This is a genomic window from Aeromonas sp. R1-1, assembly GCF_040908495.1.
GTDB classification, from domain to species: Bacteria; Pseudomonadota; Gammaproteobacteria; order Enterobacterales; family Aeromonadaceae; genus Aeromonas; species Aeromonas veronii.
In genome coordinates this window covers 15,476-41,679 of sequence record NZ_JBFODV010000074.1, presented here as the reverse complement: position 1 = coordinate 41,679, position 26,204 = coordinate 15,476, and the positions used below count along the sequence as shown (strand labels likewise).

Here is a 26,204-nt window from a genome sequence, read left to right as displayed (position 1 = left end):
AATCTGGAGGCTAATCTGCTGTTTATGTTAATATTTCATACATTTAATCACTATTGATGGGCGGGCTTACATGAAACAACTGTTCAGACGGTCGACGCCAAGCCGCCAGGTCGGGCTCTTGCTGGCCAATGACAGGATCATGCTGGCTGCGGTGGGCAATCCCCCCGTCTTCGCGACGCGCACCATCAACGGCCCACAGGAGTGGGCAGTGGCCATGAACGAGCTGTTCAGCCGTCATGGGCTGGCCAAGTCTACGGTGCGGGTGGCCCTCGCCGCCAGCCTTTATCAACAGATCCAGATAGACAAGCCTGCCGTGCCTGACGCCGAGATGGCGGGGGCGCTCCCCTGGGCTATCAAGGATTATGTCAGCGAACCCGTGCTGCAACTGGCGATGGATTATGTGGACTTGCCCACCCCGCCTGCCGGTCGTCCGCGCATCAATGTGATCTGCCTGCCCAAGAGCCGGGTGCAACAGCTGGCCGATGCCATCAACGGCATCGCCACCCTGCAATCCATCATCAGCGACGAATTGGCGCTCACCTCTCTCTATGACGCTGACGAGACGGTGCGCATGCTGCTGTGGCAGCCCAAGGGGCAGGATCTGCAACTGCTGGTCTTCCATCAGGGCGGGCTCTGCTTCTCCCGCCAGCTGCGCGGTTTCACCAGCCTGACTGGCGAACATGAGCCGGACAGTATGCTGCTCGATTCACTGGCGCTGGAGATCCAGCGCTCCCTCGACTATCTGGCGGGCCAGCTGAAATTGCCCGAGCTGGGGCAGATGCAGTTTGCCGTCGCCTCGCCCTTTATCGGTACCCTGGTGCGCCACATGGAGCAGACCTTCGGCTTTGCCGTCTCCGCCATGGCCAACAAGGCGATCCTGGCCGGCGTCGAATACCTCTCGGCTTACGCAGCCGCCATCGGGGAGGATGCGTGATGAAACGTCAGATAAACCTCTATGGCGCCGAGTTTCGCCCCAAGCGGCAGTGGGCCAGCCTCAATCAGATGGCGCTGGTATGGGGCTTTGCGCTGCTGCTGATCCTGTTGACGGGTGTCGGTTACAGCTGGCAGCAGCAGCAGGTCAGCCGGGCGCTGGCGCAGCGCTCTGCCGAGCTGGAACTCAAGCGCAGCGAGGCGCAGCGGCTCGATGCCGAGCTGGCGCGCCATCAGGCAGATCCCCGGCTGCAACAGCAACTGGTCAACAAGCAGGATGAGCTGACGGCCAAGCAGGGGCTGATGCGCCAATTGGGCAGCCTGACCCTGCAAAAATCCCAGGGCTATGCCAGCGTGATGGCGGATCTTTCCCGCATTCGCAACAGCAACCTCTCGTTGCAGCGCATCGAGATCAACGAAGGGCGGATCAACCTCTCCGGCTTTGCCGGACGCAGTCAGGATGTACCGGCCTGGGTCAACCGCTTCAAGCAGACCCCGAGTCTGGTGGGCAAGGAGTTTGGTGAACTGACCCTCGGCCGTGACAAGGAGGGTCGCCTGACCTTCCAGTTGAGCGGCATTGCGCGGGAGAAACCCTGATGAACCTGAAAGCACAATGGCAGGCATGGGGCCAGCGTATCGCCGTGTTGAGCCAGCGGGAGCGGGTGTTGATCCTGCTGACCGGTCTGGTGCTGCTGGGCGCGGCCGGACTCTACGGCTGGCTCGATGGCGCTGATACCCGCCTGCAGCAGGATCGCATGGCCCTGAGCGCCGCCGAGCGCGACCTCGAGATCATGGAGCTGGAAAACCTCGGCAAACAGGCCCGGCTCAAGCGGGATCCCAATCAGGGAGTTCGCGACCAGCTGGCGCAAGTCGAGGCGGATCTGGCCCGGATCGACGATGAGCTCAAGGCCCAGACCGTCGATCTGATCCCGGCGCACGAGATGCCGCTGGTGCTGGAGGCGCTGCTCTCCCGCTCCGCCAACCTTCACATGTTGGCCCTCAGTTCGCTGGAGCCGACCCCGCTGATGGCGGGAGAGCAGAAGGTCAATCTCTACAAGCATGGTATCCGGCTTCAGCTTGAAGGCGGCTATTTCGATGTGTATCAATATCTTAAAGCGCTGGAAGCCTTGCCGCGCCACTTCTACTGGAAGCAGTTCGACTATCAGGTCAAAGCCTATCCCGGCGCGGTGGTGGAGATGGAGATCTACACCCTGAGTACCAGCAAGGAGTTTATCCGTGGCTAGAGTATTTGCGTTGTGCTGCTGCCTGTTCAGCTTGCTGGTACAGGCGGAGCAGGTCGAGGTATTGCAGGATCCCACCGCGCCGCTGGCTGATGTGGCGGTTGGCGCCCGTGCGACCGGCGAGAGCCGCGCCGGTTTGCCGAAGCTGCAGAGTGTCGTGCTGGGTAATGGCCCGGCACTGGCGGTACTCAATGGCAAGAGTTATCGGGTCGGACAACAGGTGGACGGCTATACGCTGGTGGCCATCAATGCCGATGCCGTGGTGCTGGAAAAGGCGGGAAAACGCCATGCGGTAACACTGTTTGCCAGCAAGATCCGGGTTTGAGTCGTGCTTGCCTCTCGAGAGGTGAATCGGCTTTATCGAGTTTAATTGCAAGTCAGGGTGCCCTAATTACATGAAAAAACACCGTCTCTGTCTGATCACCGTGGCCATGATGGCTGCAGGCTGTACCACGTATCAGCACCCCGAGCCGACCCAGGCGAAGGATGCTCTCAAACAGGCCATGAACGAACAGCAGAAACTGGCTGCCCCTCTGACCGCGTTGCCCAAATCGGTGCAAAGTGAATTGCTGCAGCTGAACCGGCCGCAGATGCCGGTCGGCATGCCGGAGAAGCGGCTGCGTATCGCGGCTCACGACGTGGAGGCGGTGGAGTTTTTCGGTTCCCTGTTCAAGGGCTCCCGCTACAGCGTGGCGGTTCACCCCGGGGTGGCCGGGCTGGTCTCCGTCGAGCTCAAGGATGTGACTCTGCCGGAGGTGCTGGCGGTGGTGGGCGATATGTACGGCTTCGACGTGCAGCGCAAGGGCAATGTCTTCCATATCTATCCGGCGGGTCTGCGCACCGAAACCATCCCGGTCAACTATCTGATGATGTCCCGTCGTGGCCTCTCCCGCACCTCGGTCAGCACCGGCGGGGTGACTTCTAGTGAGAACAACTCAAACAACAGCGGGTTGAATTCCAACAGCAATACCGAAATATCATCTAGCCAGAATGGCACAGGTATTTCGAGTAATACCAATACTCAAACCACATCGAATGGTACCCAGATTGAGACTGATACCAACAGTGATTATTGGACCGACTTACGTGACACTTTGCAAACACTGATTGGAAATGGTGATGGTCGGGCTGTCATCACCAGCCCACAGGCAGGATTGGTCACTATTCGCGCCTATCCGAAAGAGCTAAAAGCAGTCCGTGAATTCCTGACTCAATCCGAAAGTCATTTAAAACGTCAGGTCGTACTCGAAGCGCGAATTATGGAAGTAGCTCTTAGTGAAGGTTATGAGCAGGGGGTAGATTGGAGCGGTTTGACAGCTAGTTGGGATGGAAATAAAGGTATTCCCAAGGTGGCTCAGCCAGACCTGATGGCGCCTAATATCCCAGAGAGTCAGCAGACCTATAACCTGCTTAAGGGGGGAGGATCCCTTGGCGAGAGTCTGGTTGGTGCAGTAAATCCGATCTTTAACGCAATTGGTGGGGGGGCTGGTTTCACTATTACTGACGGCAACTTCAATGTGGCGGTCAACCTGCTCAAGACTCAGGGGGATGTGAATACCCTCTCCAGCCCCCGTGTCACTGCGACAAACAATCAGAAGGCTGTGATAAAGGTCGGGACGGACGAGTACTTCGTCACCAATGCGACGACGACGATTACCTCAACCACAACAGGGACTGAGCGGACGCCAAATGTTGAGTTGACACCCTTCTTCTCCGGTATTGCGCTGGACGTAACGCCACAGATCGATGAAGAGGGCAAGGTGCTGCTTCATATCCATCCGTCAGTGATTGATACCGAAGAACAAAACAAAACCATCGATCTGGGCACCACGGGAGGCAAGATGACCTTGCCGCTCGCCAAGAGCTCGATCCGCGAGTCGGATACCGTGGTGCAGGCCAATAACGGTGACATCATCGTTATCGGCGGCCTGATGAAGACCGACAAGCAGGAGATCGTCAGCAAGGTGCCGCTGCTGGGGGATATTCCCTGGGTGGGTGAAGCCTTTACCAACCGCCGCGAGAGCACCAAGAAGGTGGAGCTGGTGATCATGCTCAAACCGACCGTGGTGGAGAAAGATACCTGGCAAAACGAGCTGCAACGCTCCTCCGAGCTGCTCGACAAGTGGTATCCGGCCAAGGGCTGACCCATGACACCAGATGCGGTCACCCTCATCCCGAACGGCCTGTGCTGCCTTGCCAGCACAGGCTGCTTGCTTGCCGTGGCAGGTGAGGTCTCATGTACCTGACCCACTTCGGCCTGCAGGAGGCACCGTTCAGCCTCACTCCCAATACCGGCTTCTACTACGGCCTGCCGCCTCACGAAGAGGCGCTGCAGGTGCTTAACTGGGCGTTGGCGCAGGGGGAGGGCTTTATCAAGGTGACCGGCGAGGTGGGTACCGGCAAGACCCTGCTCTGCCGCAAGCTGCTCAGCGAGCTGGGCTCGGAAGCGCGTCCGGTGCGGCTTGCCTGGTTGCCCAATCCCCACCTCACTCCGGCCGAGCTGCGCATCGCGCTGGCGCTGGAGCTGGGGTTGGCGGTACGGGATCAGAGTGAGCTGGATCTGACCGATCGTATCCATCGTCACCTGATCAGCCTGCACCAGCAGGGCAGTCGGGTGGTAGTGCTGATCGACGAGGCGCAAGCGCTGCCGGACGAGACGCTGGAGGCGATCCGCCTGTTTGGCAATCTCGAGACCGAATCGAGCAAGCTGCTGCAGATCGTGCTGTTCGGCCAGCCGGAGCTGGATGCCAGACTGGCCAAGCCGCATCTGCGCCAACTGCGCCAGCGGATTGGCTTCTCCTACTGCCTGCGGCCGCTGCGTTTTGACGAGACCCGCGCCTATCTGGAGCACAGATTGCAGGTCTCCGGTTACCGCGGGGCACCGCTGTTTGCAGGTCGAGCCATGCGTCTGTTGTGGCGTGCATCGCGAGGGATCCCGAGACTGATCAATATCCTGGCGCAGAAGTGCCTGATGCTGGCCTATGGTCAGGGTGTGCGTCAGGTCGATAGCCGTCTGGTACGGCTCGCCATTCGCGATACCGACGATGCCAGCCGCTTTGCGCCACGGCGCTGGTGGCCCCTGTTACTGTTGCTGGGGTGCGCCCTGGCTTATGGAGTCTGGCCATGAGCGTTATCAACCAGATGCTGAAAGATCTGGATCGGCGCCAGCAAGGATCCGAAGGTGCTGCCGTCTATATTGCCCCTGCGCGCCAGCAGGGATGGTGGATGTTGCTGTTGACTCTGATCTGCGGTCTGGCACTGGGGATCCTTGGTTGGCGAACCTGGATCTACTGGCAGCAGACCCAACCCGTTACGGCTGCCAGCGAAGTGATCGCCCCCGATGCGGTGACTCCCGATGTTGTGGCAAGGGCCGCCGCGCCCGTCAGCCAGCCCGAGCCGGTCGAGGTGGCGGCCGCGCTGCCACTGCCAAGCCAGGATGAGGTGAATGATAAGGCAGGCGAGAGTGACTCGGAGGACGGGACCGATGGTGCGCCCTTTGACGCCTCCAGCGATGTTGACGAGTCCGAGCCGACCGATGAAGAGCTGCAGCCCGAGCTTTACGCCGAATTGGCGGCAGAGCAGCAGGCAGTCGCCAGCGCGCCGCGCAAGCCGAGCGTATTGAAGATCGAGACGGTGGAGCTATCGGCCAAGGAGCTGGCGGCACTGGCGGAGCGCAAGGCGACCACCGCCATGGCCAAGGGAAGCCTGCGGGATGCGCAGGACAACTACTATCAGGTGCTGGCCCACGACCCCTACAACCAGGGAGCGCGCGAGCAGCTGGCGGGGCTGCTCTACGGCGAGGGCCGTCTGACCGAGGCGCGTCAGCTGCTGGAGGAGGGGATCCGGCTCGATCCCCAACAGGCCGATTTTCGTCTGCTACTGGCCCGCCTTGCCATCAGTGAGGGGCAGCAGCAGCAGGCGCTTGGCTGGCTGTCCGGCTATCAGCCGGATCTCGCCAGCAACATGGACTATTACGCGACCTGGGCCGGGCTGACTCAGGAGCTGGGCCAGAATGCCGATGCGGCGGCGCTCTATGTGAAGCTGCTGCGTCAGCAGCCGGATCAGGGCCGCTGGTGGCTTGGCCTCGGCGTGGCCGAGGATGGTCAGGGCCACAGCCAGCGGGCGCTCGATGCCTATCGCAACGCCTTGCTGCACGGCAACCTCGGCGAGGCGTCGACCAACTGGCTGGAACAACGAATTGGTCAGCTAACCCCTTGATAAACAGCAGGTTCGATTAGCAAAGCGGAATCGGATGCGGCAACGGGTGTGAAGTAACAGAGATCGGAGCAAACATGGCACAACCCAGACTGAAAATGCGCCTCGGCGACCTGCTGGTACAAGAGCAGATCATCTCTGATGATCAGCTGCAGCTTGCCCTGCAGCAGCAGCGTCAGACCGGCCGCAAGCTGGGCACCACTCTCATCGACCTCGGCTTTATCAGCGAGGTGCAGCTGTTGCAGTTCCTCGCCCGCCAGCTGGATGTGCCCTTCTTCGATCTTAACAACCTCACCATCGACGCCGCTGCGGTGCCACTGCTGCCCGAAGTGCAGGCGCGCCGTTATCGGGCACTGGCGGTCAACCTTACCGACGACAAGGTGACGGTGGCGATGTCGGATCCGGCCGATCTGAGCGCACTGGATGCCGTCGCTGCCCTGCTCAGCCCGCGCATTATGGTGCTGGCGGTAGCGCGGGAAGGGCAGTTGCTGGACTATTTCGACCGCCTCTATCGCCGTACCCGCGAGATTGAGAGTTTCGCCGAACAGTTGCAGGAGGAGTATCAGGACTCCGGCTTTGAGCTGGGCTCCAGCAATCTGGGGGCCAATGACGAGGGGGAGGCGACGGTGGCCAAGCTGCTGCGCTCCCTGTTCGAGGATGCGGTGCAGGTGGGGGCGTCGGATATCCACATCGAGCCGGACGAGAAGGTGCTGCGCATTCGCCAGCGGATCGACGGCATCCTCCACGAGAATATCCTCAACGAGGTGCGGATCGCCCAGGCGCTGGTGCTGCGCCTCAAGCTGGTGGCCGGGCTCGATATCTCCGAGAAGCGCTTGCCGCAGGATGGCCGTTTCAATATGAAGGTGCGAGGTCGCGATGTGGATGTGCGGATGTCCACCATGCCGGTGCAGTATGGCGAGTCTGTTGTGATGCGTCTGCTGGATCAATCCTCCGGCATCTTGTCGTTGACCGAAACCGGGATGCCGCCGGAGATCCTGACCCGTTTCCGTCGCCAGCTCAAACGGCCACACGGGATGATCCTGGTGACCGGCCCGACCGGTAGCGGCAAGACCACCACCCTTTATGGCGCCCTCTCCGAGCTCAACCAGTCCAGCAACAAGATCATCACGGTAGAAGACCCGGTGGAGTATCGTCTCTCCCGCGTCAATCAGGTGCAGGTCAACCCCAAGATCGGCCTCACCTTCTCCAACGTGCTGCGCTCCACCCTGCGTCAGGATCCGGACATCCTGCTGGTGGGTGAGATGCGTGACAACGAGACGGTGGAGATCGGCCTGCGTGGCGCCATCACCGGTCACCTGGTGCTGACCACCTTGCACACCAACGATGCGGTGACCAGTGCCTTGCGCCTTATCGACATGGGGGCGCCCGGCTATCTGGTGGCGAGCGCCCTGCGGGCGGTGGTCGCCCAGCGGCTGGTGCGGCGGGTATGTGAGCACTGCGTCGAGGAGAAGGCGCCCGACGAAGGGCAGGCCACCTGGCTCACGGTGCTCTCTGGCGAGGCGCCTGGCCAGCACACCTATCACAAGGGCCGGGGTTGCCAGAGCTGCAACTTTACCGGTTATTCCGGCCGGATCGGGGTCTACGAGTTGCTGGAGCTGGATCAGCCGATGATGGATGCCCTGCGCCGCAACGATGCGGAAGGGTTCGCCAAGGCGGCCCGTCAACACGAACACTACCGGCCGCTGGCCCTCACAGCCCTCGATTATGCCCGTCAGGGGATCACCTCGGTGGATGAGGTGCTGCGACTGGCCGAGGATTTGGGGTAAGCGATGGCTAACTTTGCCTACAAGGGACGTGACAGCCAGGGCAACGCCACCAGTGGCGTGGTCGAAGCGGCCAATGAGATGGCGGCCGCCGAGCAGCTGATGCGCCGTGGCGTGATGCCCACCGAGCTCAAACCGGGCAAGGCCAAATCCGCTGCCATCGAGTGGTCACTGTTGCTGGAAGGGGGCGTCAAGCTGGACGAGCTGGTGATCTTCAGCCGCCAGATGTATGCCCTGACCCGGGCGGGGATCCCGATCCTGCGCGCCATTGCCGGGCTGGAGGAAAGCACTCACAGCAAGCCGCTCAAGCGGGCGCTTCACTCGCTGGGGGAAGATCTCGGCAACGGTCGCCCGCTCTCCAGCTCGATGCAGGCGCACCCCAAGGTATTCAGCAGCCTGTTTGTCGCCATCATTCATGTGGGTGAGAACACAGGTCAGCTGGAAGAGGCCTTCTTGCAGCTCGCCAACTATTTCGAGCTGGAGCTGGAGACCCGCAAGCGGATCAAGACCGCCATGCGCTACCCCAGCTTCGTGATGATCGCCATCGGTATCGCCATGGTGATCCTCAATATCATGGTGATCCCGGTGTTTGCCGGCATGTTCGCCAAATTCGGGGTGGAGTTGCCGCTGGCGACCCGCATTCTGCTCGCCACCTCGCACTTTTTTGTCAACTACTGGTGGCTGCTGCTCGCCATTCTGGCTGGGATGGTGTTCGGTTGGCGCCGCTGGGTTGCCACCACCAAGGGCAAGCTGACCTGGCACCGTTGGCAGCTCAAGTTGCCGATCGTCGGCACCATCATAGAGCGCTCCCTGCTGGCCCGTTTTGCCCGCAGTTTTTCCATGATGCTCAAGGCAGGGGTGCCGCTGAACACCGCGCTGACCCTGGTGGCCGATGCGGTGGATAACGCTTGGATGGCGGGGCGAGTGCGGGATATGCGCGCCGGTATCGAGCGGGGCGAGAGCCTGCTGCGCACCGCCAGCAGCAGCGGCCTGTTCACCCCGCTGGTGATGCAGATGATCGCCGTGGGGGAGGAGACCGGTCAGGTCGATGACCTGCTGCACGAAGTGGCCGAGTATTACGAGCGGGAGGTGGATTATGACCTCAAGAGTCTCACCGCTCGGATCGAGCCGATCCTGATCGGGATCGTGGCGGTAATGGTGCTGATCCTGGCGCTGGGTATCTTCACCCCCATGTGGGACATGATGCGCGCGGTTCGCGGCAAGTAATCTTGCTGGAACTGGATATCTTCACGCCTGAGTGGTGGGACATGTGCGAGCCGTAAGAGGCAAGTGATCGGTGGAGTCGAGGGCTGGATGAACAGACAGACGCAGCAAGATGATCGCTGGCTGACCGGATATCGGCGGATCGCCGTGATCATCCTGTTGATGGTGATTATTGCTACGTTGGTGCGTAGCTATCAGGGCCACCGGGAAGAGGCGCAGCAGCTCACCCTCACCTTGTTGGGGGAGCAATTTGCCGAGCGGGCACAGCGTTTGCACGGCATTTGGCTCGATGAGCGGCGTCCGCAGATCCTGCATGTTGTCGGCAAGGGGTGGCAGTTTGACGCCCGGGGTTGGCCCCTGGGGCTGGTGCCGCTGCAATCCCCTTCGGAAAATTGCCGTCAGTTGTGGCTGGCACTGATGGGTGAGACGAAGGGGGGCATGCCTCCCCTGCAGGTTCTGGCCCGCCCCGATGGCAGTGGTTGCGAGATCGGGTGGGATGGTTATTGGCTGGTTTATCAGTTTTCTGACGGGCGGGTGATGAAAAAGCCTTGAATGAAGCTAATCATATGACCCAACTACATGATTTTTTTGGGCCTGCATGAAATAATGTGGGGCATTACGGAGGGAGCATGACAATGAAACCAATGGCACTAACAATGCCGGAAAACGGGATGAGGAGACGGTCTGCCGGCTTCTCCCTCATTGAGCTGGTGATCGTTATCGTGATCCTGGGGATCCTGGCGGTGACTGCACTGCCACGCTTTCTCGATGTGACCGATGAAGCGAAGAAGGCCAGCGTGGAAGGGGTCTCTGGCGGTTTTGCTACCGGCGTTTCACTGGTGCGGGCGCAATGGGAGGCGGAAGGTCGCGCCAAACAGGACAGCCTCAATACCGTGCTCTATGACGGCAGCCGCTTCTATCTGACCACTCCGACCGATACCCAGATCAGCAACGGCGAGCTGTCGCCCGGCTATCCCATGGATACCGTTGCAAGCGGTAATCCCGATGTGGATCCGGCTAATCTGACCGCCGAACGTTGTCTCAATATTTGGGAGGGGTTACTGCAAAACCCGCCCAAGGCTACGGCCAGCTTCAATGAAGTGCGCGGTAGCGGCAATGACCTGAAATACTATGCCACAGTGAGCAGTAATGGACTGGATTCGGTCTGCCGTTACTATTTGGTCAATAGTTTGAGTAAGGGCAGTGATGGCAAGTATCAGGATCCGCAAGGCAAGACTGATGCATTTATGAGTTTCAGTTACCGTCCGGCGTCCGGTCAGGTGACCACAAATATTAATTAACAGAGGAAAGTGAAATGAAAAAACAGGCGGGTTTTACCCTGATCGAACTGGTTATCGTGATCATCATTCTGGGTATTCTGGCGGTCACCGCTGCACCCAAGTTCCTGAATCTGCAGGATGATGCAAAAACTGCAGCGGCAAGCGGAGTACTGGCTGCAGTACAGAGCTCTTCTCAACTGGTATACAGCAAAGCTGCGTTGGAAGGGTTGGAAACTGCGTCTTCTGGTGCTGTATCGAGCTCTGATGGCACAACTATTCAAGTTGTGTATGGTTATCCCAAGGCATCTGCAGACGGTATTGAACAAGCTGTGACTATTGATGGTTCCTGGAAAGGCGTGTCAGCTTCTTCTTCCACATTCCGTTTTGCACCAAACGATGCGAAAGAAAAGTCTGATTGTGTTCTTTACACTCAAGCCACCTCTACTACACCCGCTAAAGCGGAATTGGGTAAATTCGACGCAACCAATGCATGTGTTGTAACCCCATAATCCATAATGTTAAAGCGAGGCTTGGGCCTCGCTTTCTTCTTTCCACCGATGAGAAAAACCATGCCTGCAACCAAGGGCTTTACCCTGATTGAACTGGTACTGGTGATCCTGCTACTCGGGATTCTGGCCGCCTTTGCTGTGCCCAAATGGTTGGGCAAAGGCGGCTTTGAAACTCAAACCGTGCGTGACGAGCTGCTTATCCGCTTGCGGCTGGTACAGACCGTCAATATGCACGAACCGGCCAATCGTTGTACCTCACTGCGGGTTGACGCGGGCCAGTTTGGCCACAGCACGCTCTCCCCTTGTGGCGATCCTGCGGCTATATCGAGCTGGAACGCTAATCAGCTCACCCGTGGCCGTCCGGTGACCCTGTCAGCCGGGATCTCCCTATCCTCGAACAAGGGCACGCCTCCTTTTGTTATCCGCTTTGATCCGATGGGCCGCCCGCTCGGTAGCTGCGCCGGTGGCTGCGAGCTGCAAGTCACAGATGGCCGCGAAACCAGCCGCATCAAGATTGAGTCAGAGGGGTTTATTCATGAGATCCCTTAAGCGCGGTTTTACCCTGATTGAGCTGATCGTTGGCATAGTGCTGCTGGCGGTGGCCTTGACCGGCATATTGGGGTTACTCATCAATCAGGCGCCGCAGGCGGTGGATCCGGTGCAGCAGGTACGTGCCGCCCAGCTGGCCCAGCGCCTCTCCGGCGAGATCTTGCAAAAGTCGTTTGATGAACATTCGGATCATAACGGTGGCCGTTATCGTTGTGGCGAGACCTTCAATGGCCAATTTTATGGGGATTGCAGTTGCCCTGTCGGTGTGACCTGTACCCAGAATCCTCCTGCTCCGGCGATTGCGGGTTGGCAGCCCAGCCAGTATGGCCCGGATGGTGGTGAACGGGAGCCCTATACCTTTAATGATGTGGATGATTATCAGACCAGCGTCATTTGTGCCAAGGGATGGGCTGAGGTTAACTGCTTGAACAGTGACTGGATTGAGGCGGCATTCTTTACTCAAGCCGATTCCAAGGTCGCAAGCGATGAGTATCGCAACTACCAGGTCAGGATCGCCGTGACGCCGGATGACCTGTTTGGCAGCCCGGGTCTTAAGGCAGAGTCTATCGGCAAGCGAGTTCTGTTGCAGGTGAAGCTGCCGGATGGGAGTGTGCTCGACTTCTCCTTCTATCGGGGGAACTACTGATGGAACGCTCCTGCTTGTCTATCCGAATGTCTGCTCCTGCTGCTACTTCCGACGTCCGATTACGCTTGGCTGCTAATCGAACCTACCGCAAGCCTCGGGGTAACAGTGGCTTTACTCTGGTCGAGCTGGTGATGGTCATCCTGTTGCTCGGGATTATGGCGACCTTTACCAGCCAGTTTATCGGAATCGGCACCCAGATTTATGGCGATGCCAGTAGCCGTGAACAGTTGATGAGTGATGCCCGTTTCGCCATGGAGCGACTTAACCGCGAACTGCGCGATGCGGTGCCGGGATCGGAGCGCATTGAAGATCAGAATGGTAATTGGCTGGACCAAGGCCCCTGTCTGCGGTTCTGGCCCATCAGCAACTCGGGGCGCTATCTTGCCCTCAATCGCCCGTCTGGCGCCTTGTCCACACTTGAGCTGGTAATGGTTGCGCCTCCTGTTGCAGTTGAGCCGGTAAACGACTGGTTAGTGGTGTTTCCCCAACCCGTTTCCAGCGGTACGCAGTCGATACGGGACCGCTGTGATTATGGTCGTTGCGTGGCGCAAGTTGAGGCTGTGGGCCCGGTGATCTCTGGAGCCCAATCAATCGGGTATAGCGGTGCGCTGCTGGATGGTACATCTCCCGGCATGAGAGCGTATTTTGCTCGCGAGCAGGTGCGTTACTGCGTATCTGGAGGGGCGCTATACCGAACCAGTGCAGGGATCAGTGCCACTGGCAGCACTTTACCGCTAGGAGTCCTGATGGCCGAGTCACTTCGGCCTGGCAATGTCTTCTATCGTGAAACCTCGGCGTTTAACGCTGAAGGGGAGTTTGGTATGCGTTTTGTGTTCGAGCGCAAGGGGGAGTCGGTCACCTTTAACCACAAGATAGAGGTGTTCAATGTGCCCTGATCCACAGGCTTTCGGACGGATGCGAGGCAGTGCCTTGATGATCGCCCTGTTTGTGATTGTGGTGATGGCGCTGCTGGCGGCTGCCATGGGGCGTTTTCTGGTCGATAGCGGCGAGAAAAATACGGTGGCGGTGCGCAGCGTGCGTGCCCTGCTGGCCGCCCAGAGCGGGCTGGAGATTGCTCTATATCAGCTATTCCCTAACAGACCGGCTGTATCATCACCTAATCGTTGTGGTCTGGTACTTGCCACACAGCAGTTTAATGACAACATCGGTTTGGCTGGTTGTCAGGTTGTGGTTAGCTGCCGGGAGGTACCGGTGACCTATAACAACCAGAGCAGCACGGGCTATCGTTTCGAGAGTGTCGGAACCTGTGGCAGCTCGGACCTCAACAGCGCCAACCCTGATTTTGCCGTGAGCCGAACCCTGATGGTCGAAGCTTATGATGGAGGAACTCCCTGATGCGCAATTTATGGATCGTCGCAGCCGTGTGGCTATTTAGTGGCGCAGCAGAGGCATTTCAGGTGATTGATACTGCAACCTATTTCCCAGCGGTGACTCAGGGTCATCGTGGGGACACCAATGTTAATTGCAATTCCCTTGGTAATCCTGCGTTGACAATGTATGGCTCCGCCAAGGTGAACGGTACTGCGGGGGCTGCACTCAATTACTGTGCCTCAACTCAAGGCTCCGGGATGCCGTTGGACGCGTGTGACAACGCAGATGGCTCTCGCCGCTTGTGTACTATTACCCGCAATACAATTCGTGGGTTATCTATTACCGGCGGCAATATTTTTTTATCAAGTAGTGGTTCAAGTGGGAATTTTACACAGTGCCAAGCTGGGCAGCAGTTGAGTGTCGGGAGTGCAACCTCAAACCAATTTAATTCCATCGCATTGAATACCAGCTGTTCGTTAAGTTTCTCCAGTGCTGCTACAGAATATCGGATCAAGTCGCTGGCATTGAACAATGGTGCCAAAGTGATTTTTTCATCTGGTGATTACTGGATTGAATCATTAACGATGAATCAGGGGACAGAAATTCAGATCCAGGGTGAAGTTCGTATTTTTGTCAAAAATACTCTTGAGCTGAATGATGCTATATTGAACGCCTCTGGTGAGGGTTCTCTACTGTTATTTGGTTATGGTGGGATTACTCTGAATGGCGGTAGTCAAATAAATGGTTACGTGTATTCCGATCAAAAATTGATGCTTAACAATTCAGCCATCATTCGTGGTCGTACGACAAGCCGTAGCCTGAATATGACGGATAATTCGGTAATCAATGATCAGACATTCACTCCCATACTTGGGTGTTTTTCAGATAATTTTCCTGGAACTGTGTTGAGTGACAAGTGGGTTGTCAAACGGACTTCTGGTACTTTTGACCCGAAGATTGTCAGCGGCCGATTACGGATGACTGAAGCGAGTGGTAACCAAGCTACCTCAGCGACTTATCAACGTTTATTCCCGGCTGCAAACAATTTGGTTGAAGTAACCTTTCGTTATTACGCATGGTCACCCAATTGGTGGAATACCGGGGGGGATGGATTAGCGGTGATTCTTTCTGATGCGACAGTAACCCCGCAGCCTGGTAGTTTTGGTGGCGCGCTCGGTTATGCTCAACGTGATAATGGAACGCCCGGTTTTGCCGGTGGTTGGCTTGGCGTCGGGCTTGACGAATATGGAAACTTTTCCAACGGTAATGAAGGAAAAGTTGGTGGCCCGGGATTCCGTGCTCAAGCGATTGCGATTCGGGGGGGCGTCGGTTCAAGTTATCGCTATTTGGCAGGCACGGCGGCCAATCTTAATCCTAAGATTGATGTGAGTGGCACCAGTTCCGCCCAGCCCGGCCATCTCTATCGGTTAAGGATTGATTCACGTGTGGCTGGCCGCTCCATGGTCTCGCTGGATAGAAACACTGGCTCCGGATTTAGTACCCTGGTTGCGCCATTCGATGCGATGGCGACCGCTGGGCAGGAGCAGGTACCTGCAGATTTTTTGTTGTCGCTTACAGGGTCAACCGGAGGTGCCAACAATAACCATGAGCTGGATGATATCCAGATCTGCGCCCTGCGCTCCAACCCGATCGGGGTGCAGATTGATCATTTCCAACTTGATCACTCCGGTCAGCCACTGACATGCAACCCCGAGACGGTGACGGTCAAGGCGTGCGCCGATGCCGCTTGTACCACGCTTATCACAGACCCGGTTACTGCGACCCTGAGTCTTACCCCTACTTCTGCCAGCAATGGTTGGATTGGTGGCAATACGGTGACCTTTAGCGGCGGTTCGACCACGGTGCAGTTGCGCAACAATACGCCGACCGCGGTGACCATAGGCGTTTCCGGCTCGACTCCAACGACCAAGCCATTCAGTTCCACCTTGTGCAAGGCCGGGGCGGGGACTCCCAGTACCGCAGCCTGTACCCTGAACTTTGCCGATAGCGGCTTCTTCTTTGATGTGCCTGATACCTATTCCAATCAGCCGCAGACGGTGACTATCAAGGCGATCAAAAAGAGCGATGTGACCAAGCTGTGTGTGCCGGGGTTTGCCAGTCAGACCAAGAGCGTCAAGTTCTGGAGCAGCTATATCTCCCCCACCGGTAACCCCTATAACAGCCAGATGAGCGTCAATAGCAGTGCGATTGGTGCCAGTCAGGGGGCTGCAACACCGCTCTCCCTCGCATTTAATGATCAGGGGCAGTCGACCATCACGGTTAATTATCCGGATGCGGGCAAGGTGCAACTGGATGCCAGTTATGATGGCACCGGCAGTGAAGCCGGTCTGGTGATGCTAGGCGCGGATCAGTTTGTGGCGCGCCCGGTCGGTTTGTGCATTACGCCCCCGCAAGGGGTCTGCGCGGCAGGTGACAGCAGTTGTCCGGTATTCAAAAAAGCGGGGGAAACGTTCCAGGTAGATATCAAGGCGATGGCTTGGGAGTCGGCCAATGATGGGGATATCTGCGCCGGGAACCTGACCACGCCCAACTTTGCTTTGACTAACATCGCTCTTGCTACTCAACTGGTTGCCCCGATTCCCGGGCAAAATGCGCAGGTCGGTACAGCGAGCTATAACCACTCTAATGGGATGGGTATCAACAATCTCAATAAGGTCACCCAGTCAGTCAGCGAGGTGGGGGTGTTCCGGATGACGGCGACGCCGCCAGCCAATGGCTACTTCAATTACACCATCCCATCAGCCCAGAGCCAGCCGGTGGGGCGTTTTATTCCTGCCGACTTTAATCTGGTGAGTGGCGACATAGTGCCGGCCTGCAATGCGTTCTCCTATATGGGGCAGCCCTTTGGCGTCACGCTGGATGTGATGGCTCGTAATACGACGGGTGTACAGACCCGAAACTATACTGGGTCCTTTGCCAAGGGGACTCCCTATATCACCGTTGCGAATAACAAAGATGGTCACTCTCTGGCGACGCGACTCACCAGCATCACTTCGTTGCCATGGGTTAACGGGAAAGCTGATTTTAAAGGCACTACCTCTTTTGCTCGTCCTTCGGGTAACCAGCTAGACGGCCCCTACGAGTCGCTGCTATTTGGCCTCTATATGCGGGATGAGGATGGTGAGCGCAGCCTGATTGCCAATCCCGACTTCAGTGATGCTGTGGTCGGCAATTGCAGCGGTGCCAGTTGCAATGCCCGCCTGATCGACAGCGTACCTATGAAAGTCTATTTTGGACGCTTGCTGGCGGGCAAAGAGCGTGGTGTTGATCGTGCCAGCTTGCCTTTGAAGTTATTAATGCAGCGGTTCGAATCGGCCAGTTGGGTGATTAATGAGGAAGACAATTGCTCTCAGCTATCGTTGGCAAATAATGGTTTTGACCCGCTTCCTGCTGTGGAGCCCAAAGATCCTGAACGCAAGATCGGTTTTAACGGGGTGACAGCATCATATGAGGTAACAGGTAAGATCCCTCCGTTATTAACCGCGCCATATAGCAGTAGTTTGATGCTAAGTGGTCAAAGTGTGCCGAGCATCTCCGCCAAGGCAAAACAAGGTGAGATAGTCCTTCACTTTGGGGCTCCAAATGTCGCGGTGCGCATTCCCTACAAGGTCGAATTGGCAAAACAGCCGTCGCAGCCCCTCTGGTTGTCTGACCCAACGAGTGCCAATGACGGCAACCTGCAAGGTGAGGCCATTTTCGGCTCCAGCCGGGGTAATGACAGAATTATTTATCGGCGCGAAGTATTGCAGTAAATGATGTGTGAGGGGGGATGGCTCAACAGCATCCCCCTAAATCCTTGTTTATTAGTGTTTGCAAGCGTGTGCGAGTGAGTGATGACTCGCATTTTTGTCGCGCCTGATTGATTGGCGACAGTTTGAGCGCTTGCCCATTGGGGTGGGCATTGGTAAAGTTAGCCGGTTTTCTGCACCTCCAAATTCTTAGGATTTCCCGTAGCCATGTTCAAAAAGCTCAGAGGCGTCTTTTCCAACGATCTGTCGATCGATTTGGGAACTGCCAACACCCTGATCTATGTAAAAGATCAAGGGATCGTCCTTAACGAACCCTCAGTTGTCGCCATTCGCCAAGAGCGCGGGAACGCCAAATCGGTCGCTGCTGTCGGTCATGCCGCCAAGCAGATGCTGGGCCGTACCCCGGGCAACATTTCCGCAATCCGCCCGATGAAAGACGGCGTGATCGCCGATTTCTACGTGACCGAGAAGATGCTGCAGCACTTCATCAAACAGGTTCACGACAACAACTATTTCCGCCCCAGCCCGCGTGTGCTGGTGTGTGTACCGTGCGGTTCAACCCAGGTTGAGCGTCGCGCCATCAAGGAGTCCGCACTGGGCGCCGGTGCCCGTGAGGTCTACCTGATCGACGAGCCTATGGCTGCTGCCATCGGTGCTGGCCTGCCGGTATCCGAAGCGACCGGTTCCATGGTGGTTGATATCGGTGGTGGTACCACTGAAGTGGCCATCATCTCTCTGAACGGTGTGGTCTACTCCCAGTCAGTCCGTATCGGTGGCGACAAGTTTGACGAAGCCATCATCAGCTACGTCCGTCGCAACTACGGCAGCCTGATCGGTGAAGCGACTGCCGAGCGCATCAAGCACGAGATCGGCTCCGCCTATCCGGGCGAAGAGGTGCGCGAGATTGAAGTCCGTGGCCGCAACCTGGCTGAAGGTGTACCGCGCAGCTTCACTCTCAACTCCAACGAAATCCTGGAAGCGCTGCAAGAGCCGCTGTCCGGTATCGTGGCTGCCGTCATGGTGGCGCTGGAGCAGTCTCCGCCGGAACTGGCTTCCGACATCTCCGAGCGCGGCATGGTGCTGACCGGTGGTGGCGCACTGCTGAAAGATATCGACCGTCTGCTGATGGAAGAGACCGGCATTCCTGTCGTCGTTGCCGAAGATCCCCTCACCTGTGTGGCCCGTGGCGGCGGCAAGGCGCTGGAGCTGATCGATATGCACGGTGGCGATCTGTTCCACTACGAATAAGACCCAAAGCCGGCCAGCGTGCCGGCTCTTTTTTGACGACCCATGAAACCCATTTTTGGTAGAGGCCCTTCGCTTCAGTTACGGTTGTTTCTCGCCGTCATCATCTCCATCGCTGCCATCGTCGCGGATTCCCGCTTCGGTGTGTTTACGCATGTCCGCGTCTACCTCAGTTCGTTAGTCAGTCCCCTGCAATACATGGCCAATGCGCCGGGTACCCTGCTCGACACCATGTCGACCCAGGTGCAGACCCGCGCCGATCTCATCGAGCAGACCAAGCAGCAGGAGCAACAGCTGTTTACCCTGCGTGCCCGTCTGCTCAAAATGGATCAGCTGGAGCACGAGAACCAGCGGCTGCGTGAGCTGCTGGGTTCGCCGGTGCACAAAGAGTCCCGCAAGATGGTGGCCGAGCTGCTGTCGGTGGATTCCGACCCCTTCAGCCATCAGGTGCTGATCAACAAGGGGGCGCTGGATGGCGTCTACAACGGTCAGGCGGTGATCAACGATCAGGGTGTGATTGGTCAGGTGCTCCACGTGGGCTCCACCACCAGTCGCGTGCTGCTGATCACCGACTCTAGCCACGGTATTCCGGTGCGGGTGCTGCGCAACGACTTGCGCGCTATTGCCTCCGGCAGTGGTGAGCTCGACAAGCTTGAGCTGCGCAACCTGCCGCGCAACACCGATATTCAGGTGGGTGATCTGCTGGTCACCTCGGGTCTGGGTGGCCGCTTCCCGGAAGGTTATCCGGTGGCGACTGTGACCCGCTCCGAGTATGTGGAGGGCAAGCCCTTCGCCCAGGTCGAGGCCAAGCCGCTGGTGGAGCTGGACAGACTGCGTTATCTGCTGCTGCTGTGGACCGACAAGAAGCCTGAAGTACATGATGAGGATGGCGAACGGGCGACTCCCGCTGCGTCCGCCGCAGGAGCCACCCGCTAATGCTAGAACCCGCCAGCGGCAGGATCTGGATCTGGATCTCGATCCTGCTGGCCTTGAGCCTGTCGATCCTGCCGCTTCCTTTCGAATTTGACCCCTTCCGCCCGGACTGGCTGGCCATGGTGCTCATCTACTGGGCGCTGGCCCTGCCGCACCGGACCAACGTCGGCACCGCCTGGGTGGCGGGCCTGCTGCTGGATGTGCTGCTTGGCAGCACCCTCGGTGTGCGGGCGATGGCGATGGCCATCACCACCTATCTGGCGGCCTTCCAGTTCCAGAAGATCCGCAACTTCTCCCTCTGGCAGCAGGCACTGATCATCGGTGGCCTCTCGCTGGTGGGTAAAATGACGGTATTCTGGGCCGAGCATCTGTTCAGCCAGGCCAGTCTCAACTTCTCCTACTTTTGGTCGACGTTGACGACGATGCTAATATGGCCCTGGGTGTTTCTGGTGCTGCGCAAGGTGCGGCGCCGCTTCAATATCAGGTAAATATGAACAAAAACAACGAACCACAACTCTATCTCGCCTCGGCTTCTCCCCGTCGCCGTGAACTGCTGACCCAGATTGGCTACCGCTTCGAGGTGCTGAAACTGGATGTGCCCGAGCAGCGGGAAGAGGGTGAAAAGGCGCAGGATTATGTCTGCCGTCTCGCCCGTGACAAAGCGATGGCGGGCGTGGCGTGTGCGCCTACGGCGTTGCCGGTGCTGGGTGCCGACACCATAGTGGTGCTGGGCGACCGGGTACTGGAGAAACCGTCCGATCTGCTTGATGCCAAAGATATGCTGGAGTCCCTCTCCGGCAAGGTGCATCAAGTAATGACGGCGGTAGCGCTGGCCAGCAAGGATCGTTGTGACGTGCGTCTGGTCACCACCAACGTGGCGTTTCGCAAGCTGGACGAGGCCGAGATCGAGGCCTACTGGCAGACCGGTGAGCCCTGTGACAAGGCCGGGGCTTATGGCATTCAGGGTATTGCCGGCAAGTTTGTCAGCCGCATCGAAGGGAGCTATAGCGCCGTGGTCGGCCTGCCCCTGCTGGAGACAGACCTGCTGATCAAGCATCATCTGGAACAGCTCAAATAATTTCCCGTCAGCTGTGCTCTGCTGCGTTTCTCCCTTGCGCGCGTTGTACCGGATTGGCTCTATAGAATTCAAAACTGGAACAGGCAAGGTTACTTATGTCGGTAGAACTGCTGGTTAACGTTACCCCCTCCGAAACCCGGGTCGCTCTGGTCGAAAACGGTCTGCTGCAGGAAGTGCATGTAGAACGTCAGGCCAAACGCGGCATCGTGGGCAATATCTACAAAGGCAAGATCAGCCGGGTACTCCCGGGTATGCAGGCGGCCTTCGTCGATATCGGCATGGACAAGGCAGCTTTTTTGCACGCCTCTGATATCGTCCCTCACACCGAGTGTGTGGCGGTGAAGGAGAAGGAGCAGTTTCAGGTCGGCAACATCGCCGAGCTGGTGCGTCAGGGGCAGGACATCATGGTGCAGGTGGTGAAAGATCCGCTGGGTACCAAGGGTGCCCGTCTCACTACCGATATCACCCTGCCATCCCGCTATCTGGTCTTTATGCCGGGCAGTGCCCACGTCGGTGTCTCCCAACGTATCGAGTCCGAAGCGGAGCGGGAGCGCCTCAAGCGCACCGTAGCTGGTTATGTGGACGAGCTGGGTGGCTATATCATCCGCACCGCCGCCGAAGGGGTGGGGGAGCAGGAGCTGGAGCAGGATGCCGCCTTCCTGAAGCGTCTGTGGCGCAAGATCCTCGAGCGCAAGCAGAAGTATCCCCCCTGCAAGATCCTCTACGAGGATCCCAGTCTGGCATTTCGAGTAGTGCGCGACTTCGTCGGTGCCGAGCTCGACAAGATCCGCGTTGACTCCCGCCAGAGCTTCGATCAGCTCAAGCGCTTCACCGAAGAGTACGTGCCTGAGCTGGCCAGCAAGCTGGAGTATTACCCCGGCGAGTCGCCCATCTTCGATCTCTACGACGTGGAGAACGAGATCCAGCGGGCGCTGGAGCGCAAGGTGGAGCTGAAATCCGGCGGCTACCTCATCATCGACCAGACCGAAGCCATGACCACGGTGGATATCAACACCGGCGCCTTTGTCGGCCATCGCAATCTGGAAGAGACCATCTTCAACACCAACGTCGAGGCGACGGCGGCCATCGCCCGTCATCTGCGCCTGCGCAACCTTGGCGGCATCATCATCATCGACTTCATCGACATGCAGTCGGAAGATCACCGCCGCCGGGTGCTGCACAGTCTGGAGCAGGCGCTGTCAAAGGATCGTGCCAAGACCAACGTCAACGGCTTCTCCCAGCTTGGTCTGGTGGAGATGACCCGCAAACGCACCCGCGAGAGTCTGGAGCATGTGCTCTGCTCCGAGTGCCCCGAGTGCAAGGGGCGCGGCCGGGTCAAGACGGTGGAGTCGGTCTGCTTCGAGATCCTGCGGGAGATCATCCGGGTCAATCGTGCCTATGATGCGGATCAGTTCACCGTCTACGCAGCCCCGGCCGTTGCCGACTACCTCCATGGCGAGGAGTCCCACAGTCTGGCTGAGCTGGAAGTGTTCATCGGCAAGCAGGTGCGGGTAGTGAGCGAACCCCTCTGCGGTCAGGAGCAGTTCGACGTGGTGATGATGTAATTGGTCTATCGCTGGCTGAGTCGGGGCTGGTTGGCCCTGGGGGTCCTGTTCGTACTGATGGCCATGCTGGTCACCTTGGTACGGGTTGGGGGCCCTTTGCTGAATCAATACCGGGAGAGTCTGATCCACACTCTGCTGGGTGATTCACAACTCAAGGTCAGCGTGGAGCAAGTGGGGCTGGACTGGACACAGTCCGGGCCCGCGCTCGAACTGCAGCAACTCGCCATCGCCCCGGATTCGGGGCGTTTTACCGTACAGCTCGGCAAAGCCTGGGTGCATCTCGACTTCTGGCGCACCATTAACGAGCTAAAGCCGGTGTTTGGCGAGCTGATCCTGAGCGATGGCGATATCACCATCGACTTGCGCCAACCGGCTGACGAGAGCCCCTCTGGCGATCCCCAGCAGGGCGCCCTGCTGCGCTTTCTGCTGACCCAGCTCTCTACCTTCGATGTGCACAACACCCGCCTCAGCGTCACCACCTCCCTCGGTGATCTGCGCGCCCTCGACATCGCCCAACTGCGCTGGCAGAACCGTGGCAAGCGCCATCAGGGGGTCGGCAAGGCTTACCTCATCAACGGGGTGGGCGAGAGCACCCTCGATCTGATTCTGGATGTAGACGCCCCGACTGCCCGGCTCGATCGCCTCAAGGGTCAGCTCTATCTGGGGGCCCGCCAGCTCGATATCACCCCGACCCTGGCCAAAATCCATGCGGGCGAACCCAAGGTTGCCGGTCAGCTCGACTTCCAGCTCTGGAGCGAGTTTGACAGCGGCAAGCTGGGCAATACCCTGCTGGCGTTTGGCAACAACTACCTGATCTGGAAGGATCCCAAGAAAGGGGATATGCACCGTTTCGGCCTCGATGGTGGCAAGATCCAGCTGCGCCGTGAGGGCACCGACTGGCAACTGGCGAGCCATAACGTCAACTTCAAGCTGGACGGCAAACCCTGGTTGCAGAGCCGCTTGCAACTGGAACGGATCGGGGATCGGGTGCAGGGCTATCTGCCCAGCATAGAGTTCGACAAGATCACCCAGATCAGTCAGCTGGTCTCGGCGCTCTACCCTACACTCTGCGAGACCCTGCGCCAGACCAATCCGCAGGGTTCGGTGCAGGATCTGACGCTGCTGGCCAATGCCGACTGGCAGGATCTCTCCCTCAGCGGCCGCTTCAGCAAGGTGCGTCTCAAGGCCTGGCAGGATATACCCGGGATGCAGGATCTCAACGGCGAGTTCTGGCTTACCCCGACCGGCGGTAGCGCCAGATTGGCGCTGGCGAACGACAAGGTGGATCCCGCCCGTCACTTCAAGATGCCGATCCCGGTCGACCACTTCTCGGCCCGCCTCGACTGGTGGCGCGAGGAACAGGGCTGGGTGCTCTACGGGCAGGATATCGCGCTGGATAACCCGGATCTGACCCTGGCCAGCCGTTTCCGCCTCGATCTGTTCGAGCACCCTTTCCTGGCCCTGACCGGCCGCATCGATGTGAAGAATGCGGGCCATGCGGATCGCTACTTCCCGCTGCAGGCGATGGACAAGGGGCTGGTGGATTACCTGAGTGGCGCCATCAAGGGGGGCAAGGCCAAGGGGGCCGACCTGCTCTGGTATGGGGAGTTTCGGGATTTCCCCTACGACAACGGCAAGGGTATCTTCCAGGTGGCGGTGCCGCTGGAGCAGGCCACCTACGAGTTCTTCCCCGGTTGGCAACCGCTTACCGACCTGCAGATCGATCTCTTGTTCCAGAATGCCGGCCTCGATATGCGCAGCCGATCCACCAAACTCGGCAAGGCGAGCTCCGACGCGGTGCATGCCTGGATCCCGGATCTCTCCCCTGGCGCCCACCTCTATGTGGATGCCAAGGTGCAGGGGGAAGGCAAGGCCATCAGCGACTACCTGCAGGACTCCCCGCTGGGCAGTTCGGTAGGTCAGGCGCTGCGGGAGATCGAGATCCGCGGCCCGATGGCCGGTTCGGTCAAGCTCGATATTCCTCTCGATGGCGAGAGTGAGGTGAAGGCGAGCGGCGATGCCACCTTCAGCAACAACAAGGTGCGGGTCGCCAGTCTGGATCTGCCGCTGGAGAAGGTGCAGGGACGCCTTGAATATGACAACGAACAGACCCGCTTCAGCAACCTCAAGGCGAGCCTGTGGAACCAGCCGCTGACCCTCGATTATCAGGGGCGCCAGCATCCGGATCACTATCAGGTCGACCTCGATTTCAAGGGGCAATGGGATAGCCGCCGCCAGCCTGCCGCCATCTCTTCATTCGGCATTCTCAACGGCCGCAGTAACTGGGGCGGCAAGCTCGGGTTGACCTTGCCCGACAGCAAGCCATTCAGCTTCCAGCTGGCGCTCGACTCCAACTTGCAGGGGATGGGGCTGGATCTGCCGCTGCCGCTGGCCAAGAGCAGCGCCAGCCGGCTGCCGCTCAAGGTGATCGCCCGTGGCCGGGATGGCAGCGCCGATATTCGCGCCGTACTGGGGGCGGATGTGGATATGCAGACCCGACTGGTCTACGGCGAAGGGGTGCCTTATCTCAGCCGGGTGCGGGTCGATGTGGGTCAGCCGGGCGCCCGGGTAATGCGCGATGTTCCCATGCTGCTCGCCATCAACCAGCAGGAGGCCGATGTCGGTGGCTGGCTGGCGCGACTCAAGCAGTGGTTGCCAGCGCAGAACCAGACAGGCAATGCGGTGGTTGGCCCCGCCTTCCTGCCGCAGGAGTGGTGGGTGGATGGACAGCTGGCTCGCGCCTATATCGGCAGTGCCACCCTCAAGGCGGCGCGTTTCACCGTGGGGCCGACCAATCAGGCGACCGAGGTGATGATCGACAGCCCCGACGTGATGGGGGTGATCCGCCTGCCCGCAGTGGCCAATCGCCCGGTGGATGCCAAGTTTGCCCGCATCTACTGGTCTGGCAAGAGTTCGGATCTCAGCCCGGATCCCGATGCCAAGCAGGACAACGCCATCATGGCCTCCATCCCCTGGTTGAAGGTGAGCTGTGTCGATTGCCGTTTTGGCGAGCTGCCGCTTGGTGAAGTGAAAGGAGAGCTGGTGCCCGGCGCCAACAAGGTGACCCTCAAGGGGCTGGATGTGCGGCTGGCGGGGAGTCAGCTCACCGGCAGCGTCGACTGGCTGGCCGATGGCAACCGGATGGAGACCCGCGCTCGTGGCAAGCTGACCAGCAACAACAGCGAACTGCTGCTCAAGCGGCTGGGTTACACCTCGCCCATCGGCGATGCCCCCGGCTCCCTCGCTTTTGATCTGAACTGGCAGGATGTGCCCTACCGCCCGAGTCTGCCGACCCTGGGGGGAAGTGCCAACTATCAGCTGGAGGGCGGCACCCTGCGCGAGGTCAACGACAAGGGGGCTCGGCTGCTCTCCCTGCTCAGCCTCGATTCCCTGCTGCGCAAGCTGCGGCTCGATTTTCGCGATGTGTTCGACAAGGGCTTCTACTTCGAATCCATGTCCGCCTCTGCCACCATCAAGCAGGGGCTGGTCAGCAACGATGATTTCTATATGAAGGGGGCGGCAGGCAACCTGCGCGGCGAGGGGATCGCCGATCTGGTGCGCTGGCGGCTCGACTACGAGCTGAGCTTCTCCCCCAATCTGGGGGGCACCCTGCCGGTGGTGGCGGCCTTCTCCATCACGCCGGTCACGGGTCTCTATGTGCTGGCCCTCTCCAAACTGCTGGAGCCGGTGGTGGATGTGGTGACCCGTATCGATTTTCGCATCTCGGGGCCGCTCGACGCACCCAAGCTGATTGAGGCGGGACGAGATCGCGCACGCATCAAGCTCAACCAGCAGCAGAAAGAGGCGGTTGACGCCGTTGCCCCCGGCCTGCCGACCCAAGAGGTGACCCCTTTCCTGCTGAGTCCCAAACACGCGGGGCCCGCTCAGCGCTGAACGAGCGGC

At 58.9% G+C, this 26,204-nt stretch carries 23 protein-coding genes; all 23 read left to right on the top strand.

Going from position 1 to position 26,204, the window contains the following annotated elements; translation table 11 throughout:
* Window positions 1-70: 70 nt before the first annotated feature.
* The 23 genes from AB5Y92_RS04490 (at window position 71) to AB5Y92_RS04380 (ending at window position 26,195) form a co-directional block, all read left to right on the top strand.
* The gene (locus AB5Y92_RS04490; protein WP_047434655.1) at window positions 71-934 is read left to right on the top strand and encodes a hypothetical protein; all 864 of its coding nucleotides are present in this window, start codon (window positions 71-73) and stop codon (window positions 932-934) included.
* A complete protein-coding gene (locus tag AB5Y92_RS04485) occupies window positions 934-1,527 on the top strand; it encodes a PilN domain-containing protein (protein WP_005348605.1) in 594 nt (197 codons plus the stop codon). The genes AB5Y92_RS04490 and AB5Y92_RS04485 overlap by 1 nt, the downstream gene beginning before the upstream one ends.
* A complete protein-coding gene (locus tag AB5Y92_RS04480) occupies window positions 1,527-2,174 on the top strand; it encodes a hypothetical protein (RefSeq protein ID WP_005340017.1) in 648 nt (215 codons plus the stop codon). Before AB5Y92_RS04485 ends, AB5Y92_RS04480 begins: the two co-directional genes overlap by 1 nt.
* A complete protein-coding gene (locus AB5Y92_RS04475; RefSeq protein WP_201990951.1) occupies window positions 2,167-2,496 on the top strand; it encodes an MSHA biogenesis protein MshK in 330 nt (109 codons plus the stop codon). Before AB5Y92_RS04480 ends, AB5Y92_RS04475 begins: the two co-directional genes overlap by 8 nt.
* A 70-nt stretch (window positions 2,497-2,566) precedes the next feature.
* Window positions 2,567-4,315, top strand: a complete 1,749-nt coding sequence (gene mshL / locus AB5Y92_RS04470) for a pilus (MSHA type) biogenesis protein MshL (protein WP_368225725.1) — start codon at window positions 2,567-2,569, stop codon at window positions 4,313-4,315.
* Window positions 4,316-4,407: 92 nt separating this feature from the next.
* The gene (mshM, locus tag AB5Y92_RS04465) at window positions 4,408-5,298 is read left to right on the top strand and encodes an MSHA fimbrial biogenesis protein MshM (protein WP_019446483.1); all 891 of its coding nucleotides are present in this window, start codon (window positions 4,408-4,410) and stop codon (window positions 5,296-5,298) included.
* Entirely contained in the window at window positions 5,295-6,389 is a 1,095-nt protein-coding gene (locus tag AB5Y92_RS04460) for a tetratricopeptide repeat protein (protein ID WP_368225723.1), read from the top strand. The genes mshM and AB5Y92_RS04460 overlap by 4 nt, the downstream gene beginning before the upstream one ends.
* A gap of 74 nt (window positions 6,390-6,463) precedes the next feature.
* Window positions 6,464-8,173 carry an MSHA fimbrial ATPase MshE gene (mshE, locus tag AB5Y92_RS04455; RefSeq protein WP_368225721.1) on the top strand — a complete coding sequence of 570 codons (1,710 nt, stop codon included), beginning with the start codon at window positions 6,464-6,466 and terminating at the stop codon, window positions 8,171-8,173.
* A 3-nt stretch (window positions 8,174-8,176) separates the two neighbouring features.
* Window positions 8,177-9,397, top strand: a complete 1,221-nt coding sequence (locus AB5Y92_RS04450) for a type II secretion system F family protein (RefSeq protein ID WP_368225719.1) — start codon at window positions 8,177-8,179, stop codon at window positions 9,395-9,397.
* Window positions 9,398-9,484: 87 nt separating this feature from the next.
* On the top strand, window positions 9,485-9,946 hold the full coding sequence (locus AB5Y92_RS04445; protein ID WP_110304184.1) for a hypothetical protein: 462 nt from the start codon (window positions 9,485-9,487) through the stop codon (window positions 9,944-9,946).
* A gap of 77 nt (window positions 9,947-10,023) precedes the next feature.
* On the top strand, window positions 10,024-10,695 hold the full coding sequence (locus AB5Y92_RS04440; protein WP_139405095.1) for a prepilin-type N-terminal cleavage/methylation domain-containing protein: 672 nt from the start codon (window positions 10,024-10,026) through the stop codon (window positions 10,693-10,695).
* A gap of 14 nt (window positions 10,696-10,709) precedes the next feature.
* The gene (locus AB5Y92_RS04435) at window positions 10,710-11,183 is read left to right on the top strand and encodes a prepilin-type N-terminal cleavage/methylation domain-containing protein (protein WP_100654690.1); all 474 of its coding nucleotides are present in this window, start codon (window positions 10,710-10,712) and stop codon (window positions 11,181-11,183) included.
* A 60-nt stretch (window positions 11,184-11,243) separates the two neighbouring features.
* Window positions 11,244-11,732, top strand: a complete 489-nt coding sequence (locus AB5Y92_RS04430) for a prepilin-type N-terminal cleavage/methylation domain-containing protein (protein WP_164537837.1) — start codon at window positions 11,244-11,246, stop codon at window positions 11,730-11,732.
* Entirely contained in the window at window positions 11,719-12,378 is a 660-nt protein-coding gene (locus AB5Y92_RS04425; protein WP_069555201.1) for a prepilin-type N-terminal cleavage/methylation domain-containing protein, read from the top strand. Before AB5Y92_RS04430 ends, AB5Y92_RS04425 begins: the two co-directional genes overlap by 14 nt.
* Window positions 12,378-13,274 (top strand): PilW family protein, encoded by an 897-nt coding sequence (locus AB5Y92_RS04420; protein WP_201987157.1) that lies wholly within the window; start codon window positions 12,378-12,380, stop codon window positions 13,272-13,274. The genes AB5Y92_RS04425 and AB5Y92_RS04420 overlap by 1 nt, the downstream gene beginning before the upstream one ends.
* A 37-nt stretch (window positions 13,275-13,311) precedes the next feature.
* A complete protein-coding gene (locus AB5Y92_RS04415) occupies window positions 13,312-13,734 on the top strand; it encodes an MSHA biogenesis protein MshP (RefSeq protein ID WP_201987230.1) in 423 nt (140 codons plus the stop codon).
* Window positions 13,734-17,483 (top strand): DUF6701 domain-containing protein, encoded by a 3,750-nt coding sequence (locus AB5Y92_RS04410; RefSeq protein ID WP_368225716.1) that lies wholly within the window; start codon window positions 13,734-13,736, stop codon window positions 17,481-17,483. Before AB5Y92_RS04415 ends, AB5Y92_RS04410 begins: the two co-directional genes overlap by 1 nt.
* Before the next feature lie 204 nt (window positions 17,484-17,687).
* Entirely contained in the window at window positions 17,688-18,728 is a 1,041-nt protein-coding gene (locus tag AB5Y92_RS04405) for a rod shape-determining protein (RefSeq protein WP_005340051.1), read from the top strand.
* Between the two features lie 42 nt (window positions 18,729-18,770).
* On the top strand, window positions 18,771-19,661 hold the full coding sequence (mreC, locus tag AB5Y92_RS04400) for a rod shape-determining protein MreC (protein WP_201987162.1): 891 nt from the start codon (window positions 18,771-18,773) through the stop codon (window positions 19,659-19,661).
* Complete coding sequence (gene mreD / locus AB5Y92_RS04395) at window positions 19,661-20,146, top strand: rod shape-determining protein MreD (protein WP_005340054.1); 486 nt, start codon at window positions 19,661-19,663, stop codon at window positions 20,144-20,146. The genes mreC and mreD overlap by 1 nt, the downstream gene beginning before the upstream one ends.
* Before the next feature lie 2 nt (window positions 20,147-20,148).
* A complete protein-coding gene (locus AB5Y92_RS04390; protein ID WP_005340055.1) occupies window positions 20,149-20,736 on the top strand; it encodes a nucleoside triphosphate pyrophosphatase in 588 nt (195 codons plus the stop codon).
* A 95-nt stretch (window positions 20,737-20,831) separates the two neighbouring features.
* Window positions 20,832-22,301: a ribonuclease G gene (rng, locus tag AB5Y92_RS04385; RefSeq protein ID WP_005340056.1), complete on the top strand. Its 1,470-nt coding sequence runs from the start codon at window positions 20,832-20,834 to the stop codon at window positions 22,299-22,301.
* Window positions 22,302-26,195, top strand: a complete 3,894-nt coding sequence (locus AB5Y92_RS04380; protein WP_368225713.1) for a YhdP family protein — start codon at window positions 22,302-22,304, stop codon at window positions 26,193-26,195.
* The last annotated feature ends 9 nt before the right edge of the window (window positions 26,196-26,204 follow it).

What these genes read in the sequence shown, in the direction of transcription:
- AB5Y92_RS04490 (WP_047434655.1), top strand. Translation starts at nt 71, where the DNA reads ATGAAACAACTGTTCAGACGGTCGACGCCAAGCCGCCAGGTCGGGCTC.
- AB5Y92_RS04460 (WP_368225723.1), top strand. Translation starts at nt 5,295, where the DNA reads ATGAGCGTTATCAACCAGATGCTGAAAGATCTGGATCGGCGCCAGCAA.
- AB5Y92_RS04440 (WP_139405095.1), top strand. Translation starts at nt 10,024, where the DNA reads ATGACAATGAAACCAATGGCACTAACAATGCCGGAAAACGGGATGAGG.
- mshL (WP_368225725.1), top strand. Translation starts at nt 2,567, where the DNA reads ATGAAAAAACACCGTCTCTGTCTGATCACCGTGGCCATGATGGCTGCA.
- AB5Y92_RS04390 (WP_005340055.1), top strand. Translation starts at nt 20,149, where the DNA reads ATGAACAAAAACAACGAACCACAACTCTATCTCGCCTCGGCTTCTCCC.
- AB5Y92_RS04420 (WP_201987157.1), top strand. Translation starts at nt 12,378, where the DNA reads ATGGAACGCTCCTGCTTGTCTATCCGAATGTCTGCTCCTGCTGCTACT.
- AB5Y92_RS04415 (WP_201987230.1), top strand. Translation starts at nt 13,312, where the DNA reads ATGATCGCCCTGTTTGTGATTGTGGTGATGGCGCTGCTGGCGGCTGCC.
- mshM (WP_019446483.1), top strand. Translation starts at nt 4,408, where the DNA reads ATGTACCTGACCCACTTCGGCCTGCAGGAGGCACCGTTCAGCCTCACT.
- AB5Y92_RS04435 (WP_100654690.1), top strand. Translation starts at nt 10,710, where the DNA reads ATGAAAAAACAGGCGGGTTTTACCCTGATCGAACTGGTTATCGTGATC.
- mshE (WP_368225721.1), top strand. Translation starts at nt 6,464, where the DNA reads ATGGCACAACCCAGACTGAAAATGCGCCTCGGCGACCTGCTGGTACAA.
- AB5Y92_RS04405 (WP_005340051.1), top strand. Translation starts at nt 17,688, where the DNA reads ATGTTCAAAAAGCTCAGAGGCGTCTTTTCCAACGATCTGTCGATCGAT.
- mreC (WP_201987162.1), top strand. Translation starts at nt 18,771, where the DNA reads ATGAAACCCATTTTTGGTAGAGGCCCTTCGCTTCAGTTACGGTTGTTT.
- AB5Y92_RS04480 (WP_005340017.1), top strand. Translation starts at nt 1,527, where the DNA reads ATGAACCTGAAAGCACAATGGCAGGCATGGGGCCAGCGTATCGCCGTG.
- rng (WP_005340056.1), top strand. Translation starts at nt 20,832, where the DNA reads ATGTCGGTAGAACTGCTGGTTAACGTTACCCCCTCCGAAACCCGGGTC.
- AB5Y92_RS04430 (WP_164537837.1), top strand. Translation starts at nt 11,244, where the DNA reads ATGCCTGCAACCAAGGGCTTTACCCTGATTGAACTGGTACTGGTGATC.
- AB5Y92_RS04445 (WP_110304184.1), top strand. Translation starts at nt 9,485, where the DNA reads ATGAACAGACAGACGCAGCAAGATGATCGCTGGCTGACCGGATATCGG.
- AB5Y92_RS04450 (WP_368225719.1), top strand. Translation starts at nt 8,177, where the DNA reads ATGGCTAACTTTGCCTACAAGGGACGTGACAGCCAGGGCAACGCCACC.
- mreD (WP_005340054.1), top strand. Translation starts at nt 19,661, where the DNA reads ATGCTAGAACCCGCCAGCGGCAGGATCTGGATCTGGATCTCGATCCTG.
- AB5Y92_RS04425 (WP_069555201.1), top strand. Translation starts at nt 11,719, where the DNA reads ATGAGATCCCTTAAGCGCGGTTTTACCCTGATTGAGCTGATCGTTGGC.
- AB5Y92_RS04410 (WP_368225716.1), top strand. Translation starts at nt 13,734, where the DNA reads ATGCGCAATTTATGGATCGTCGCAGCCGTGTGGCTATTTAGTGGCGCA.
- AB5Y92_RS04485 (WP_005348605.1), top strand. Translation starts at nt 934, where the DNA reads ATGAAACGTCAGATAAACCTCTATGGCGCCGAGTTTCGCCCCAAGCGG.